The following is a 16,218-nucleotide window of genomic DNA, read 5'->3' as shown; positions in this document are numbered from 1 at the left end:
AGCAATCGCATGGACTTACTCTGAGGAGGAGATTTTGCGCTTGCTTCGCTTCACTCCGTTTCGCTCGCAATGACATGCAAAAAAAGTGGGATGCTCCCAATTGTATTCACCTTGATAAAAACTTTTTCCCGCTTTTTAAGGTTATGGTGTACACACATCTCTATGCTGGGCGGACAATATTATCTGATCCCCCTCAATCCCCCTTAAAAAGGGGGACTTTTAAGAAATTTACGCGATTATTCCCTTTAAAAAGGGGACTTGAGAAAGTTTTCCCCCCTTAAAAAGGGGGGTTAGGGGGGATCAAAAGGTTGTGGGGCAAGTTTATAAGATTTGTGTGTACACCGTAGCTCCTACAAAAAGAGAAGTTTTCCAGATACCGTCAACAATCAGGATTTGCCGGACATTATCAGACAGAACTTGCAAAATTTGTCTGATCAATCCAAGTACCGTGGAACCCGTAAGGAACACGTTGGGGAATCATGATGCGAGCGACAGGTTCAGCCGTGATGTCTTTAGCATTTAATACAAGCAGTTCCGAAATGTTCGCCACTTCATCGTAGACAAAAGTTAGCAGCCAACCGTCATCCTCATCAATTGCATTTGGTCGAGGTACAAACACCCCCTCACCGCCATAACGTCCTTTTCCTAATACATGAGTTTGAGAGCTACCATTAGCAAAATCATACTTAATTACGCCATCGAACAGAGGTACGGAATTAGGTATCATTCGTGAACTGTAACCGTATCTAGTCTTGTGTCCCAGTTGTTGGTCGTTCACACGCGGAAATTCTGAAGGAATATCATCTAAAGGTTCTTCAATTACCGCACCTGTCTTCAGGTTGAACCGCCACTTATATAGAAAGGAAATATCACTGTGATTATCTTGTGGTCTTCCTGCAAGACCAAGCATAGTGGTAGTTGGCATTCGACAAGCGATAAGTACTACTTCATCTCCGTCCTCATAAGCATTGAGAGTATGAGCGACATAACACGCAGGTGCTTCAAACCAGCGAATGCTGCTATTATCTCCATGACGTGGCAGAATACCAAAGCGACTAGGAATATCTTTTTCAAAAAGTAAAGGTGGTTTTCCCTGTTGTGCGCGTTCCAAACGGAATGTCAAGGGCAGATTCATAAAGATTGTGTAGTTGGCGGTGATGGCAAAATCGTGCATCATCACCCCCACTGGTAAGTCAATTGGTACTGTCCGCAACAGCTTGCCTTGCGGGGAAACAACGCTGTATTGCAAGTGAGGTAAATTTACCCAAGAGTAGCCAAAAAACATCATTTCGCCAGTGGCACAATCGACTTTGGGATGAGCAGTGAAAGCGCTTTGCAACTCACCCCCATAAGTATAAGAACCGACTGTTGTGAGTTCAGGTACTTGGATTTGGTAAGGTTCTCCGCCTTCCCAAAGAGCCAACAAGCGATTGGCGTGCCAAACAACGGCTGTATTAGCAGTATTAATCGGAGGAGCATTAGGACTTTCTGGCTGAGGTGGTGTTAAAAAACCTGACCAAATTGCACGTCCAGCATCTTTTTCAGTTTTCCACCCCTGTGTTTGGATGTAGCGGTTATGATACTTGGCTTTGCCATTGCTAATCTGGACACCGTGTAACATACCGTGCCCATCAAACCAGTGATACCAAGCTGGAGATGGAAATAAGGGATTAGGGCCGTTACGAATTAACATCCCGTTAAGTTCAGGAGGTATTTCTCCAATTACTGAGAGATTATCTGCTGTTATTTCCAACTCTACAGGGGCAAAGTTTTTTTCTAAATAAAGATTACCTGCTACTAATACCATTATTTAACACGCCTCAAATTAGTTTATATTGCAACTATCAACAGCAACTTGTGGAAGATAGCTCATTCCACGAGCGAAGGTTTCAAGATTACCAGCTTTAGCTTCTAGCAAGCGTTTAATGCTCATATTTTCTGCTCCGTAATCTTCCATTTGAAGTTTGCCGTGACGGGGTGCTTTGCCACCTTTCCAAAAAGCGATGCGGTGGAGAATAAATCCACGAGCAGACGGATCGTTGAAAGCGCATGAACAGGGTATAAGTACGGTAGGGCAGCGTTGCAGGAATTGGTAATCAGGATAGAAGTAATCCTGCTCGATGAGATAATAATTGTTGAGTTTATGAGTTCGGAATGTGATTTTTACTGTTTGGTTATATTCATCTAAGAATTCACCCGATTGGTGAGCAACTTCGCCCTGCGATCGCAACAAATGTGACCAATTTCCAATATTCCGTAAGTCTTCCAAATATTCAACGGCTAATTCAATAGGAGCATCAACATAAATTGTGTCACTATCAACTGTATATTGCCCTTCAGCCGCTTCTGTAAGTCCCTCGTTGCGCTCCAGAATAGCTTTAAGAGAACGGCTTTCGCAAAGATGTACTGTTTTAATTCCCTGCATAATCATCGGAGTCCGCCGTTTTGGATCTATAAAGCTAATCCAATGAAAGTAAACTCCTTTTTCATTTGATTCCGGCTCCAAGTAGCTTGGAGGAAACAGCAGAACGGGATACCAATGAAAATAGTTATCAGGAGAAAATCCACAGTACCACTCAATGCCTAAAAATAGTGGATTTTCTATCTTTTTAAGATGATAATAAAGATTTCTCTGATAGCCAGCACAAGACCCTATCCAAGTATTATCATCTACCTTCTCTAACATTCGGCAATTAATAGTCCACTCGTTGAGAGTTTCTAAACGGCACAAGTAATTAAAAGCTGTATCCGGTGAAGTTGCAATATAGGCGGATGTAACAAACGTATTATTTTCCATTGCTCAATACCTTGAAGTTTTGATGTTTAACTAATTTAGTGATAAATGCTGTTGGTTTTTTGCTTTTGAATGCGCTCTTCTCCTAAAAGTTTAGATGCCATATATGTGGTGATTCCTTCAAAATCAGCTTTATGAAAAATCTCCAGAAGGGTATCATAAATTTTATGGACATGGCTGAAAGCTTTCACGTCATCATAGCCAATCATTTCGTTGTAAACGTTGATTAAGCCACCAGCATTAATTACATAATCTGGACAATAAAGAATATTTCTAGATTCAAGCATCTGGCTGTGTAAATCTTCATCTTCCAGTTGATTATTGGCAGCACCAGCAATTACAGGAGCTTGAATTTGGGGAATAGTTGAGCTATTCAGAATTCCACCTAAAGCACAAGGAGAAAATACATCAACATCCAATGAGTAAATTTCTTGAGGTTCTACAATGGTTGCTTTATAAAGTTCTGCAACTTCTTCTAATTTTTCTCTATTTAAATCGCTGACAAAAAGTTTGACCCCATTTTGATAGAGAAAATCACAGAGATGTTTGCCAACATTTCCTAATCCTTGAACTGCTACTCTCAGTCCATCGAGATTTTGCCTTTGCCAACGATACTCTGCTGCCGCTTTTATGGCTAAAGTCACACCGATCGCTGTTGCTAATGTTGGCCCACCTCCTGTTTCTGCAATTCCGACAACGTAACTAGTTTGTTGGCGTATTTTTCGCACATCTTCAGGCGAAAAATTTACATCTTGTCCTGTAACAAATCGTCCTTTAAGACTTTCGACAAACCGTGCATAAGATTTGAGCATGGCATCGGTTTTATCTTCAGGATGAGCAATAATAACTGCTTTTGCACCTCCAACAGGAATATTGGCACAGGCGGCTTTGTAGGTCATACTGCGACTCAGACGGAGAACGTCTTGCAAAGCTGCTTCTTCACTTACATAAGGCAATAGGCGAGTCGCCCCCATAGCTAATCCCAAACTGGTATCATGAAGGGCAATAATTGCTTTGAGATTGGTTTCATGGTCATGACAAAAGAGAACTTGCTCGTGACCCATTGCTTTAAGACTTTCAAAAAACTTCATAAATTTTCTATGAAATAAAAATATGGGCGTTGCTGAGTGAAAGTATGAATAGCCTTACGCACAGAGAAGTTGCGGTGCGGGGGTTCACGCCGTTGAGCAAACTTCAGTGGACACGGAGGCGCAGAGACGAAGAGGTTGAGATATTGAATTTTGAATTTCGACATAAATTCTTTGCGTCTTTGCGCCTACCCTGCGGGAAGCCCTTCGGGTGAATCCTACGGATACGCTACGCGAGCGGCAGTTGCTTCAAGTCGCTTAACCCTTTCTCGCTCATGGGGGAAACCCCCTGCGTACCCGTCGCTGCCTCACCAACGCACTGCCTCACCACTCCGTGTCTATGCGCGAAACAAAATTCATCCCATTAATCAGCAACGCTAAAAATGGTTACTTTAGCAAGGGAAATGAAATTTCTTTGTTTGGACTATCTGCAACTCCTTGGGCAAGTAAACCTTGATTACGTCCGCGAGATGGTGCTTGCCGAGTTGGGTCGATCATTACATCAATCACAAATGGGGTAGAGGCTGCCAGTGCTTGTTCTAAGGCTTTGCGAATATCAGATTCAGTTTCGACGCGAATACCATCAGCCCCCATACCGCGAGCAATCATCACAAAATCTGTGCGGGGAATGGTTGCATCTGCCTCAAGCCCTAGCATTGCCATTCCCTGGAAACACATATTGTATCGGGCATCATTGAGGACAATCCAGACGGCAGGAATCTTGTATTTCACTGCTGTGCTGATTTCGTTGTTCATCAACATTGCACCATCGCCAACAATGGCGATCGCTTTGCCATGAGCTTTAGCAGCACCAACAACTCCCGTAGCTGCATGACCCATAGCTCCAATTGCAGTACTGACTCGATAACGCTTAGGTAGGGCAAATCGTAGGAGGTGGGTTGCCCAAGTAAACGAATTACCCGATTCTGCCATAATAATTGCATCGCTGTTTTCAACGCACACCTGCTGAATCTGCTGCATTAAGACTTCAGGGCGTACTAGTTCATTGTTGCTTGGTTGAATTATTTCAGCTTCAGGATGAGGTAGGGTTACTAATTTTGATTCTGCAAAATTGTCTGGCCAGTATTGCAGCAGTGACTCCACAAAAGTTTTCACTTCACATAGAACAGGAAAAGTTGGCACGGATGGATAGGCAACCCCTAGAATATCTGGATCAACATCAACATGAACAAATCCAGCTTGGGGAATCATTTGGCTGCTCCAGAAAGAAGTCGGTTCCCCAAGGCGGGTTCCTAAGACTAATATGCGTTGAGGAGAATGCTTTTGCATATATGTAAATACTGAAGCATGACCCCCCAAACCTGTAACGCCCACAAACTGAGGATGATTTTCAGGGAAAATACCTTTGCCACGAGGTGAACACATGACTGCGGCTCCGGTTCTTTCAGCCAGTTGGCGGATCTCTTCGGCTGCGGATCTTGCACCAAAACCAACCCAGATCGCAAAGTTACCTTCAGATAGTAGATGTATGCATTTGGCAATTGTGTCTTTGCTAGGAATATTTTGCGCCAAAGATAAATCTACTTGAGGTAAAGATTCATGTATCAAACTCGACTGCAAGTTTGTCGGAATACTCAAATGAGCCACAAAGCCGTTTGGTCTTGTTAAGCCAAGAGCAATTCTGCGAGCAGCTTGTGGCAGTTGTTCGGCGCACTCAAGAGTTGTTGCATAATGGAACAGCGCTCCTGAGGTAAAAATTCCTCCAGGTATTGTCTGCTCATGAGTTTCTTGGATCGCATACCGTCCATGCTGTAATGCTGAAGTAGAAGCGGATAGGAGAATCACCTTTGCTCCCTCACCACGCGCTGCTAAAATCCCGGTCAAGGCGTTGGTAATACCTGGGCCTGCTGTGGTGAAGATGACAACAGGGCGATCGCTAGCCAAAGATGCTTCTGCTGCTGCAAAGGCTGCTCCGACTTCGTGGCGAAAGTGAAGTACTTGGATCTGGCTGTTTGAGAGTGAACCCCAAAGCTTTGCCATCGCGCCGCCAGAAACACCAAAGGCGTATTTAACTCCTAAATCTTCTAGTAACTTGACAATTGCATCTGAGAGTAAGAGCGATGGGGATGACTTGATGTCTGCGTGCTTTTCATGTCTGAGGTAATCATCATTGAGTTTAGCGTTAGTTAGCCTCGATTCCATTAACTTCATTGCCAATTTGTTGTAAAACGGGGATTGCACAAGCAAGTTCGATGAAACTTTATTTTCGTTCATAGATGATTAGAAAAAGTTATTACATGAAGACATACAAAAGCAGATATGTCGTGTTTTAGAAATGAGTGCAAATTGGCACTAGTTTGTTGCAGCGATCGCTAATAGTTGGCAGATTGATTCTGACGATTAGGTATTTTAAAAGCAGCACGAAACCGTTATCCAACAAACACGAAGTCTAAGATATTGATGTTAAGTTTTGATAATTTATGTCTGCACAAAACTACTGCCGTGCAATTTATAACTGCATGGGCTTGGTTCTAGATGTGAGCCTTTAAGTAGCAGTACCAAAGTAGCTATTCATGCATGAAAAAACTTAGTTTTCTGGAAATTTTTATAAATAATTAAGGAGGTAGCCAAAGTTCGTTTATAAGGATATTAGGGAGAAAAATACTTGCAATATCATTTTTCATGATTTAGCATATCGATTTTGTTTCCTAAACTTGACGAGGTTGATAGCTAAAGCTCTGATTAGTTAAAAGCTCTGGCTATAATGCCTTTATAAAACGAGTGGACAACATCAATATTCTCATTTATTATATTTAAAATTTCCTCATTGTCAACGAAAAAGTTAAGTAAATCTATGTCATGCCCAGCATGACTTAAATCAATAACATAGTGATTGTATAAAAAGGTTTGAGCTTCTCTATTAATTCCTGCTTCGCTCAAAAGTTCTAGTTGATAACCAATATGTTTAGCAAACAAAAACTCCATGTAGGATGAGTATCCTAAAAAGCCTATGAAGTTACTTTGATTTAACAGTTTATTTTGTGAATTAATTAAGCTTTTTGATTCATCGAAAACGTCATTAATTTTATTAAATATCTGAACACCTAATTTTTGTAAATCCCTTAATGCCAAGACTTCGTGTCCTATCTCCTCATCAGCCTCGGATTCCATTGTGTGAACAAATTTGCTTCCGCGTTTTAATTTTTCCTCAGAAAAACTTTTCGTATATTCAGCTATACGTTGATGAAATAAAACTTGAAAATCAGGGGTATGGCTACTACAATACCAAGCTTGAATTAAATAGCGGATATAACCGTCACAGGTGATTTTACCTTGCTCCTTTCTTGTAGATAGTAGTTCATCTATTTCTTGCATTTTTAGCTGCATCCGATTGATAACTTTTTGAGCTATAGGAGCTACTTGGCTTCTTTCAGCCTCTATTAGCTTGGCTTTTTGCTGAACCAATCTATCCAAAGAAATTTTATTTATATTTTTGCTTTGTAAAGCTAACTTGTTGATAATTTCTGCATTAATTGAGTTAATTTCATGAGAAATATCCAATAGTTCAAATGTGGTTACATTCATTTCTTGTGTACTCATTTTTTGTTTCCTTTAACTAAATAAATAACCTTAGCGTTAGCTTGCAGACGCTTTAAAATTAGCTCAAAATTTAATGAAATATAGCATCTGTTGTCATGAAGATACTGTCTAGAGCAAGCACTAAATTTTAAAATACCTGCTGAGACTCAGATAGTTTGCGCTTTTCGTAGTTAGAAAAATTTTGAGCCGTAAAGGTATGATTAAATACCTCAGATTTTCTCTTAGAAAGCGGTATTTGTTACCGTTTTTTGCAAACAAATAGGCTTGGCTAAAACTTTTCTAGAGCAACAATGTGACCTATTTTTGTATTACCTCATGGTGCAGTAAGCTGGTAAAGACAAGCCTTTATCAGCAAAGCATTAGAGTTAGCAAGATGCATACTCTTGAGACTACGAAAAATGATCGTATGTGCTTGTTAATACTCAGCTAGGATTTTATTCCAAAAGTAGTAGCATAGCATCTTACTTTAGATAGAGATTGTAAAAAATAAAATATGCTACCTTAAAAGTTTTGAGTTTTAAGCTGTTACATCCTAAAATTTTATGAGCCGCAAGCCAAAAATTTCTATGCTCTCAAAGAAAGGTCGTAAGTGTGCGATCGCCTCCGGTGCTGCGCTCCGCGCGATCGCATACTTAGGTGCTACTTAATCGGCAATTCAATGATAAATTCTGTTCCTTGTCCCACTGGTTTTGTTGTAAAGAAAGGATCATAGAACTATATTTACCAAATTATATGATGTCCGGCAAATTACCCTTAGTATGTCATTGCGAGTGGAACAAAGTGAAACGACGCAATGGCTAGGTTTTGGGATTGCTTCCCTACGGTCGCAATGACGGTTATTTGAACTGACATGATATTACGCATAGACACTTAATGCAGTGCCAATATATAATTCCCAATTCTTTGAAGATATCAACTGCATCATAGAAAATATAGGAATTTTATTGGTAAAAATCGTGAGTGGTAAAAAAAGTGTTTTTGAGGACTTTAGTCTTCGCTGCGAGAATTGTTTATTTATATTAATTAACGGAACATGATATAAACGCTGTACTAAAAGTTAGCGTTGCACAATCAAGGAATGATTCTTGTAGGGGAGCCACTGCGTTGAGCATCTTACCCGCTCGAAAAAATCAGGGATGAGTGTCCACCCATCCCACAAGAATATTAGGCATTGCAGAACAGTAGGATGAATTGGGGCAAGCTGGAGAGGCTGGGGTAGCAGGGGAGAAGGTTTCTGATGTTGCTAAATCATTTCGCAAATATGCAACGCCTAAAAGTTTATTCAATCCTGGCGCGAAGTGCGGGAGAGCGGAATAAAGATTGAAGTCCAGCCTGTCTTTCTGCAACTTCTTCTGGGGCAGATTCCCACAAACTTTCGTAGTAGAAGAAGGCTACACCCAAGCCGCGTTCTTGAGCAGCCCGCACTTGTGAATGAATTTGCCGCATTGGGACTGGCTTATTTCGCAATCCTGCCATAATTCCAACTCCGGTTGGAATCACTTGCTGCGCTTCTCGAATTTCTGTTCGGGAAAGATTGGCAATAAAATTTTGAAGATTGGGACGATAAATTTGCACAATTAACTCGTCTACAATATTCAATCGTATCCAGGTAAGCCAGTCTTGTAGTTGAAACTTGTAAGCAAAGTCGTAGTAATTGGGGGAAACAGAAAAAATTGCTTTGGGTTTTCTGGCTTTGACAGCTTGGTTGAGTTTTACCATGAACGCTGTGATTTTATCTGCCCGCCATTTTACCCATGCTGGATCTTGAGGATTGCTTGGGGGATTATTCTTAGTTTCTTGAGTGTACAGTGCCACTGTGTATGGATCGTAGCCAAATTCGTGGGGTAAACTCATGTGATCGTCAAACTGAATGCCATCAGCATCATACTGGGTGACGTTTTCTAACACGAGATCAGTGATAAACTGCTGCACTTGTGGATGAAAGGGATTGAGCCACATAACCTCACCCGCAGCACTAATAGAAGTTTGGCTACCATCCCGCTTTTGCGTAAACCAATTTGGATGATTCAATACCAGTTCTGAGGTTGGCGGAGCCATAAAACCAAACTCAAACCAGGGAATCACGAGTAAGCCTTGGCGATGGGCTTGGTTAATTAAGTCTGCAAGGATATCATGTCCATCGGTTCCTCGCAAAACAAAGGGTTGGATACCTCTACTTTTTGCTACGGCGCTGGGATACATCACATAGCCAGAATTCCATATTACGGGATAAATAGTATTAAAGTTCATCCGCCGCAGTTGGCTCACGGCATCCTGCACTTTGGCTCGTTCCTTGAGAATATCGATATCGTTGTTGGTCATCCAAACCCCGCGAATTTCTTCACGGGGTAGCTGGGCGATCGCAGGGGTGAAGTTACCTACCAGTAATGCCGTCACGCACGATATTAAAACAAGTATCGGGAAAAAGCGTTTGAGCCACGCCTGACGAAAACTCACTCCGCGTCTATGTCGCCAACCTGGAATTAGAAAAATCAATTTCATAGGTTTGAATGATGCGTTAACTACCCACATGCGCCATTGCTTGCTTTGTGATGAAGTCCACTAGTCATATAGTCTACAAGCATTTATGCTTACTAAAGAATTAGTTAATTGGTAGTCGCGCATCCCTGGATCAAAATTTGTCCTCAGAGAACCTGGAGCAAATTCAGCAATTTCAGTAAATTAAGATAGTTGACGTAGCTAGTATCTATTAGTGCCCAATATACCCTACACATTTAGAATAAAAGCTCAATTTAGTCGTAGATAAAGCATTTTATTTATCTGCAACCCAAAATTTACGTATAAATTTTGTATTATTCAAAACTTAAATTTTATCAAGTATGGAAGTGTTAAAATAATATGTTAGAGAGTGTCAGAGCTTCTAACTTTTGGAAAGAGGTTTTGATACAGCTGGCAGCCCTTATCCACAAATTGGACTATGGGCGCGGGTGGACAAGGCTCAACCATAGTCTTTTTCTCAGTTTTGCGATCGCCTTCAATTATACTTTGACAAGAGTGATAAAACAGAGTTAAGGGGTTAAAAAGTCTAAATGGTTTCCTGGTTGGGCACGCAAATCTTCTACAGTCCCCTGAATTTGTAATTTGCCTTGGTTTAGTAGCACAATCCAATCAGCACGCATAATTACTCTAGGACGGTGGCTAATCAGAATCGTAGTTTTACCTTTACGATGTAACAACAGTTGATTCAAAACTTGAGCTTCACTTACTGGATCAAGTCCAGCAGTTGATTCATCTAAAATTAAGACTGGTGGGTCGTTGATGATGGCTCGTGCTAGAGCCAGTCTTTGGCGTTGTCCACCAGAAATATTTGATCCAAATTCACCTAAGACAGTTTGATATTTTTCAGGGAGTTTACTAATAAAATCGTCAGCCTCAGCAATTTGGCAAGCGGTGACAATTTGCTCAAAGGTGACATGAGGAGAACCTAAACGGAAGTTTTCAACAATCGAGCGACTCCAAAAATGAGCGTCTTGAGGAACAAGGACAACTTGTTGCCGTAAACAATCAAGGGCTAGGTCTTGCAGATTATAAATACCAATGCGAATATTACCAGAATTAGGTGAATATAATCCGGCAATCAGTTTAGCAAGAGAACTTTTTCCACAGCCTGATGTACCAATGAGGGCAACAACCTTACCGCCAGGAATCGTGAGGGAAAAATCCTCCAGTAGCTCTAGCCTGCCGGCGTAGTGAAAGTTTAGATTTGTGCAAATAATATCTGCATTGCCAGGAATTTTAGCAAAGGGTTTTTTAGTATCGTCTGGATTTTCAGGTGTAGAGTCGATAACTTCTGTTAAGCGCTGCGTGGCAGTTTTGGCACGAGTGAATTCATCTATAAATCCAAGTACAGCACCGATTAACCCCAAAAAATTACCATTCATCCCGTTAAATGCCAAGAGTTGACCGATGCTAAGTTCTTTATTAATAACCAGGATGCTACCAAAACCAAGCAAACTAACGCTGCCAATACCATAAACTAACCCAGAGAATATATTATTAATAATTCCAATCTGAATTGTGCGAAATGTTTGGTTTGATAGCCGACCAAATCTGTTTTGAAATTCTTCCCAAAATTGAGGAGCAGCAGTAGTAGTTTTGAGTGTCAGCGCGCCTTTAAAGCTTTCAACGAGAACGCCCTGGTTTTCTGCGTCTAAGACCAATACACTTCTGACTTTTTGTTGAAGCGTAGGCAAGAAAACCACTGTAGATAAACTCATGACAATAGCAACAATGATGGCAACAAAGGTGAGTTTCCAGCTATAGAACAGCATGAAACCCAAAGAAACCACTCCAATAAACAATTGGCTAGGCAGACCGATAACTGCCTGAGAAACTAGCTGATTAATTTGTTGAATATCTTGCAATCTGCTAACAATCTCGCCACTGCGACGGGATTCATAGTAATTCAGAGGCAGCCGCAGAATTGTTCTAGCAAATTCTAGAACTAGCCCTAACTCAAGCCGTTGGGCAAAATGGGCAATCAGGTTATTTTGAACTAGTTGCAGACTACTTGACACCAAATTCATCACTACAACGGCAATAATCACAGCACCAAGAAGCTTGATATCACCTCGAACTAGGACATCATCTGTAAGAATTTGCAGCAGCAAAGGAGAAGTTAACGAAAGCAGTCCGATAACTAGAGCGCAGAGAAAAGCCTCGAATATTATGCCTTTATAAGGCAATACACGCCGCACAAAGCGCCAAAGACCGTCGATTTTATCATCCGGTTGAGCATAAAAGCGAACCGAATCTGGCTCTAGTAAAAGCATCACCCTATCTGACCAAGCCTCCGTTAATTCTTTTCTAGAGACATAACGGATGTTAACGGCTGGGTCGGCAACTACATATTTCTTGCCTTTTTGACCATACAAAACAACCCAGTGGTAGCCTTTCCAGTGAATGATTGCTGGCAGTGGCGCTTGATTCATCCGGTCTAATATTTCATTTGATGCTCTGACTGAGCGTGCATTGAAACCAAGCGCCTCAGCTCCCCGCCTCAATCCCAATAATGTTGTTCCTAATTGTCCAGTACCGACTGCTTCCCGGATGCGATTTAGTGTAAAGTTACGCCGATAATGTTTGGCAACAGAAGCAAGACAAGCCGCTCCACAATCTTCTTCACTATGTTGTGCAACAACTTGATATTTCATTTCACACTCCAATACCCAATAACATCGTGATCAAACCCAAAAAAATAGCAGGGTTGTTCTCCCTGCGTGGTTAAAAATTTGACCAACAGTTGAGTTGTAGTATCATTCCCACTCACTTTCTAATAGGGACAATAGATCATCTAATTCTTCTAACTCTGCAATTTCACCTTCTTCGAGAGTTCGAGTAACTTGGACTTTTACATTTTTTCTACCTGCTTTCCCAGATGATCCCTTTTTTATAATAATTTTACCAGAAATCACCTGATTAGAAAGCACCAAACTCTGACCGCCAGACAGGTTTGCTTCTTCGATTTCATTCAATGGCATAAACATTGGGGTTGTTTGAGCGCTTTTCATGAGCTTACGTTAAGCTAGGTTGCTAATTATCACTTTTGAGCCTTTTACAAAGCTATTTTCATTTGTCTTCAAATTCCCGCAATTAGCCTTGTGAGCTTTCTTACAGAATCTCCCCACTTTTAAATAATCTTCTTTTATTATATCAACAGAGAAAATATCGGTAATTTTAGTATGTCTACCTTTAGACAGATTTACTTAACTGTTAGGAATAAGCTCTGTAAAAACAGTTTCGTTATCGTTCAGAAATTCCTAGCTAGATTGTGATGAAGATGGTCGATTTTTCAGAAATTAGCGTTTAATTTTCCTACTTCGCTAGTCAAAACTCAGCAGTATATTTAGGGAAACGCGCTAATGAAGCCTTATTGACGGTTGTATAATAGCAACCGTCAATAAGGCTTTCGTCAATAAGGCTTTTTTAAGTTTTTTGAAGAAAAGTAGGTGGGTAGGAAAAGGTATGTTAGGATAACCGCAATAAATAGCTAATGGCTACGTAGGATTAAGTCGATTAGCTATTAGGTTCCTACGTAAAAGTAACTTACACCTGCGTCAACAGGGTAATTTTTAATACGCGATCCTTTGTCCAGTAAAGACGCGGTTAAGCGTGTCTTTACGTTAATTATTTCCCTCCTCCTAAACCTCATAAGTTTGCCTATTACTCTAAAGTTTTACGGTGTTCGTTCCACCATCTCCACCAGCTCCACCGGTAAGGGTAATAGTAGACTTGATAATTTTACTCTTATCATCAAGACTCAAAGTAACATCTCCACCATCGCCACCATCGGCTGATTGCGTGATATCAACCTTGACGAGGACAGGTCTGACTTTAGCGGGCTTCCTCTTACCACCAGAAATATTGGCTTCTTCGTTGGGATTGAGTGTAGTAAACAATGTGCTTTCCATAATCTTAGTTCTCACTTAGTAAGGGGAAATGTACAGTTGCACCACATAAAAGTAACCAATAAATAGTATATTTAGTAACTTTTTGTGCTGCTGTTTTGATTATAGAGTTTTTAATAGCTGATGTAGCATTTTTTTTTTAAGAAATATTTAGGACAAAAGTCCAAAAAAATATATTTTTAGGCAGTATTTTATACTTCATTTTAATTTAAAAAGTTATTGCCTACCTAGAAAATATAAGTTTTCTTATACTCTCAGTATGCTGATTTCAGATTATTTCAGATTATTTTTGTAATTTTATTGTTAATATTATTAGTCTAAATAAATACTAATAATATTAAGCATTTATGTGTAAACGACCGTAAAATGCTTTATTTTAGAAAGCTTATAGCGTCTTATATCAATAAAATGATTATTTTTTATACAGATTTTTGTCAACTAATACTGGTTAAATAAAACAGTAGGGTTCTACAATTTAATATAAGTATTATGTCTGAAATAGAGTTTGGTGTTGATTGAATTTATACACTCAGTATTTTAACAAGTATAAGCTATTGTCATATAAATACATTTAAAGCTGCTGGATTTGAGATTAAACGATAAATCAATCTCGACTCTAACGCTCCCTACTATTACCTCTTCATACCTCAAACAATAGAACCTTAACTGAAGGAAAAAGCTTATTTATCTACATATAAACTTTTTAAATAGAAATCAAGATTGGATAAATTGTAGAAGAAAATATAAAGGTTAGGTAAGAATTTTTAGTTGATTCTGGAAATTTATACCAATAGATAGAGGCTAAATCTTGCCTATTTAGCTAGATCTAGCTAGCTAGATTTTTTGCTAGATTATTTGCACAACCAAAATGTCTTTTAGCGCTCATGTTTATAGACCCCCAACCAGACTTTCTCCGCTTAGTCGAAAACGACGAATATCTTCCCCCAATCAATATATGGACAAGGATGGGAGGGATATTTTTAATCGGAACTGTTGGCGTAGCCTTCGGCTTTGCTAGCGTCATTCAATACAACATTACGGTGAAAGCTGATGCTACCGTCCGCCCAACTGGAGAAATACGATTAGTGCAAGCAGCAACCGAGGGAACGGTTACAAGCATCAAGGTGAAAGAAAATCAGGTGGTAAAAAAGGGAGATGAGATTGCACTGCTCGACAACTCCCAATTGCAAAGTAAAAAAAGCCAAATTATCGGAAATATCCGGCAGAATCATTTACAACGAGCGCAAATCAGTGCACAACTAAAAGCGCTACAGGCTCAAATTGCTGCTGAGTCCAATTCGACGCGGCGAGCGATTATCTCTGCTCAAGCTGACCTCAGTGGTAACCAACGGGAATATCGAGACAAGCAAATTACAACTCAGGCAGAAGTGCAAGAAGTAGAAGCCTCTGTAGAGTTAGCGAAGGAGGAACTGAAGCGATATCAGCAGCTGGCAAATACTGGAGCGATCGCAACTTTACAAATCAAGGAGAAAGAACAAGCTTTCAAAGCGGCAAAAGCCAGATTAGAACGCACCAAAGCTGCACTGAATCCCATTGGCGCAAATGTGGCGATCGCACAAGAACGCATTGCCCAAGAACGAGCAAAAGGTGAGTCTACCCTCGCTACATTGAACAAAGAAAAACAACAACTCATCGGACGTCAAGTAGAAATCCAAAATCAAATCAGCAGCGCTCAAGAAGAGTTAAAACAACTCTTATCACAACTGCAAAAAACTGTAATTCGGGCTTCAGAGGCAGGTACTATCCTAAAACTAGAATTAAGAAATCCTGGGCAGATTGTGCGTGTTGGCGATGCGATCGCTCAAATTGCCCCTAGTACAGCTCCTCTGGTGATCAAAGCTCGTGTTGCCGCTGCTGAGATTAGCAAGGTACAGGTATGTAAAGCAGCACAAGTACCAGAATGTACAGAGGGAAAAGTACTAATGCGAGTTTCTACCTATCCTTACCCGGATTATGGCATCCTCAAAGGTGCTGTTAGAGCTATAACTGCCGATGCTATTACACCTCAAGTTAACGGCAACAGTCAAACTGCGCCTTACTATGAGCTGACAATTGAGCCAGAGAAACTTAATTTAAACAAGGACGGTAAATCCTATCCTATTCAACCAGGGATGGAAGTTACAGCTGATATCATTTCCAAAGAAGAAACATTACTGAGATTTATTCTGAGAAAAGCAAGGCTGCTCACAGATTTATAGGTTGATTGATATCGTGTTCGGTTAAAGACTTATCATTAAGACCGCAGGGAGCAGGGGGAGAAAGGGTTTTTACGTTTTTGCACAGATGCGGGAATTATAACTAATTATCCGAACTTGATATGAGAAGG

10 protein-coding genes are annotated in these 16,218 nt (G+C 40.4%); 1 reads left to right on the top strand and 9 read right to left on the bottom strand.

Annotated features, from left to right (window positions below; translation table 11 throughout):
- Positions 1-406: 406 nt before the first annotated feature.
- The 9 genes from AC5JL8_RS06860 to AC5JL8_RS06820 all read right to left on the bottom strand — a co-directional run bounded on the left by AC5JL8_RS06860 (position 407) and on the right by AC5JL8_RS06820 (position 13,874).
- Positions 407-1,807 carry a carotenoid oxygenase family protein gene (locus AC5JL8_RS06860; RefSeq protein ID WP_495879034.1) on the bottom strand — a complete coding sequence of 467 codons (1,401 nt, stop codon included), beginning with the start codon at positions 1,805-1,807 and terminating at the stop codon, positions 407-409.
- 18 nt (positions 1,808-1,825) lie between these two features.
- A complete protein-coding gene (scyC, locus tag AC5JL8_RS06855) occupies positions 1,826-2,797 on the bottom strand; it encodes a scytonemin biosynthesis cyclase/decarboxylase ScyC (RefSeq protein WP_495879033.1) in 972 nt (323 codons plus the stop codon).
- Between the two features lie 35 nt (positions 2,798-2,832).
- Positions 2,833-3,885 (bottom strand): tryptophan dehydrogenase ScyB, encoded by a 1,053-nt coding sequence (gene scyB, locus AC5JL8_RS06850; RefSeq protein ID WP_495879032.1) that lies wholly within the window; start codon positions 3,883-3,885, stop codon positions 2,833-2,835.
- Positions 3,886-4,269: 384 nt separating this feature from the next.
- The gene (locus AC5JL8_RS06845) at positions 4,270-6,117 is read right to left on the bottom strand and encodes a thiamine pyrophosphate-dependent enzyme (protein WP_495879031.1); all 1,848 of its coding nucleotides are present in this window, start codon (positions 6,115-6,117) and stop codon (positions 4,270-4,272) included.
- A 468-nt stretch (positions 6,118-6,585) separates the two neighbouring features.
- A complete protein-coding gene (locus AC5JL8_RS06840; protein WP_495879030.1) occupies positions 6,586-7,443 on the bottom strand; it encodes an iron-containing redox enzyme family protein in 858 nt (285 codons plus the stop codon).
- Positions 7,444-8,721: 1,278 nt separating this feature from the next.
- Positions 8,722-9,945, bottom strand: a complete 1,224-nt coding sequence (locus AC5JL8_RS06835; protein WP_495879029.1) for a family 10 glycosylhydrolase — start codon at positions 9,943-9,945, stop codon at positions 8,722-8,724.
- 527 nt (positions 9,946-10,472) lie between these two features.
- Positions 10,473-12,617 (bottom strand): peptidase domain-containing ABC transporter, encoded by a 2,145-nt coding sequence (locus AC5JL8_RS06830; protein ID WP_495879028.1) that lies wholly within the window; start codon positions 12,615-12,617, stop codon positions 10,473-10,475.
- 102 nt (positions 12,618-12,719) lie between these two features.
- On the bottom strand, positions 12,720-12,974 hold the full coding sequence (locus tag AC5JL8_RS06825) for a hypothetical protein (RefSeq protein WP_495879027.1): 255 nt from the start codon (positions 12,972-12,974) through the stop codon (positions 12,720-12,722).
- A gap of 657 nt (positions 12,975-13,631) precedes the next feature.
- Entirely contained in the window at positions 13,632-13,874 is a 243-nt protein-coding gene (locus tag AC5JL8_RS06820) for a hypothetical protein (protein ID WP_495879026.1), read from the bottom strand.
- An 881-nt stretch (positions 13,875-14,755) separates the two neighbouring features.
- Here AC5JL8_RS06820 and AC5JL8_RS06815 point away from each other — a divergent pair.
- Positions 14,756-16,090 (top strand): beta-barrel domain-containing protein, encoded by a 1,335-nt coding sequence (locus tag AC5JL8_RS06815; RefSeq protein ID WP_495879025.1) that lies wholly within the window; start codon positions 14,756-14,758, stop codon positions 16,088-16,090.
- Positions 16,091-16,218 lie beyond the last annotated feature (128 nt).

The organism is Mojavia sp. (assembly GCF_059505145.1).
The sequence above is the reverse complement of the archived record's forward strand: the minus strand, read 5'-3'. Positions and strand labels throughout refer to the sequence as shown.

Bases quoted from the DNA above. Each gene is read 5' to 3' on its own strand.
- AC5JL8_RS06860 (WP_495879034.1), bottom strand. From the start codon at position 1,807: ATGGTATTAGTAGCAGGTAATCTTTATTTAGAAAAAAACTTTGCCCCT.
- scyC (WP_495879033.1), bottom strand. From the start codon at position 2,797: ATGGAAAATAATACGTTTGTTACATCCGCCTATATTGCAACTTCACCG.
- scyB (WP_495879032.1), bottom strand. From the start codon at position 3,885: ATGAAGTTTTTTGAAAGTCTTAAAGCAATGGGTCACGAGCAAGTTCTC.
- AC5JL8_RS06845 (WP_495879031.1), bottom strand. From the start codon at position 6,117: ATGAACGAAAATAAAGTTTCATCGAACTTGCTTGTGCAATCCCCGTTT.
- AC5JL8_RS06840 (WP_495879030.1), bottom strand. From the start codon at position 7,443: ATGAGTACACAAGAAATGAATGTAACCACATTTGAACTATTGGATATT.
- AC5JL8_RS06835 (WP_495879029.1), bottom strand. From the start codon at position 9,945: ATGAAATTGATTTTTCTAATTCCAGGTTGGCGACATAGACGCGGAGTG.
- AC5JL8_RS06830 (WP_495879028.1), bottom strand. From the start codon at position 12,617: ATGAAATATCAAGTTGTTGCACAACATAGTGAAGAAGATTGTGGAGCG.
- AC5JL8_RS06825 (WP_495879027.1), bottom strand. From the start codon at position 12,974: ATGAAAAGCGCTCAAACAACCCCAATGTTTATGCCATTGAATGAAATC.
- AC5JL8_RS06820 (WP_495879026.1), bottom strand. From the start codon at position 13,874: ATGGAAAGCACATTGTTTACTACACTCAATCCCAACGAAGAAGCCAAT.
- AC5JL8_RS06815 (WP_495879025.1), top strand. From the start codon at position 14,756: ATGTTTATAGACCCCCAACCAGACTTTCTCCGCTTAGTCGAAAACGAC.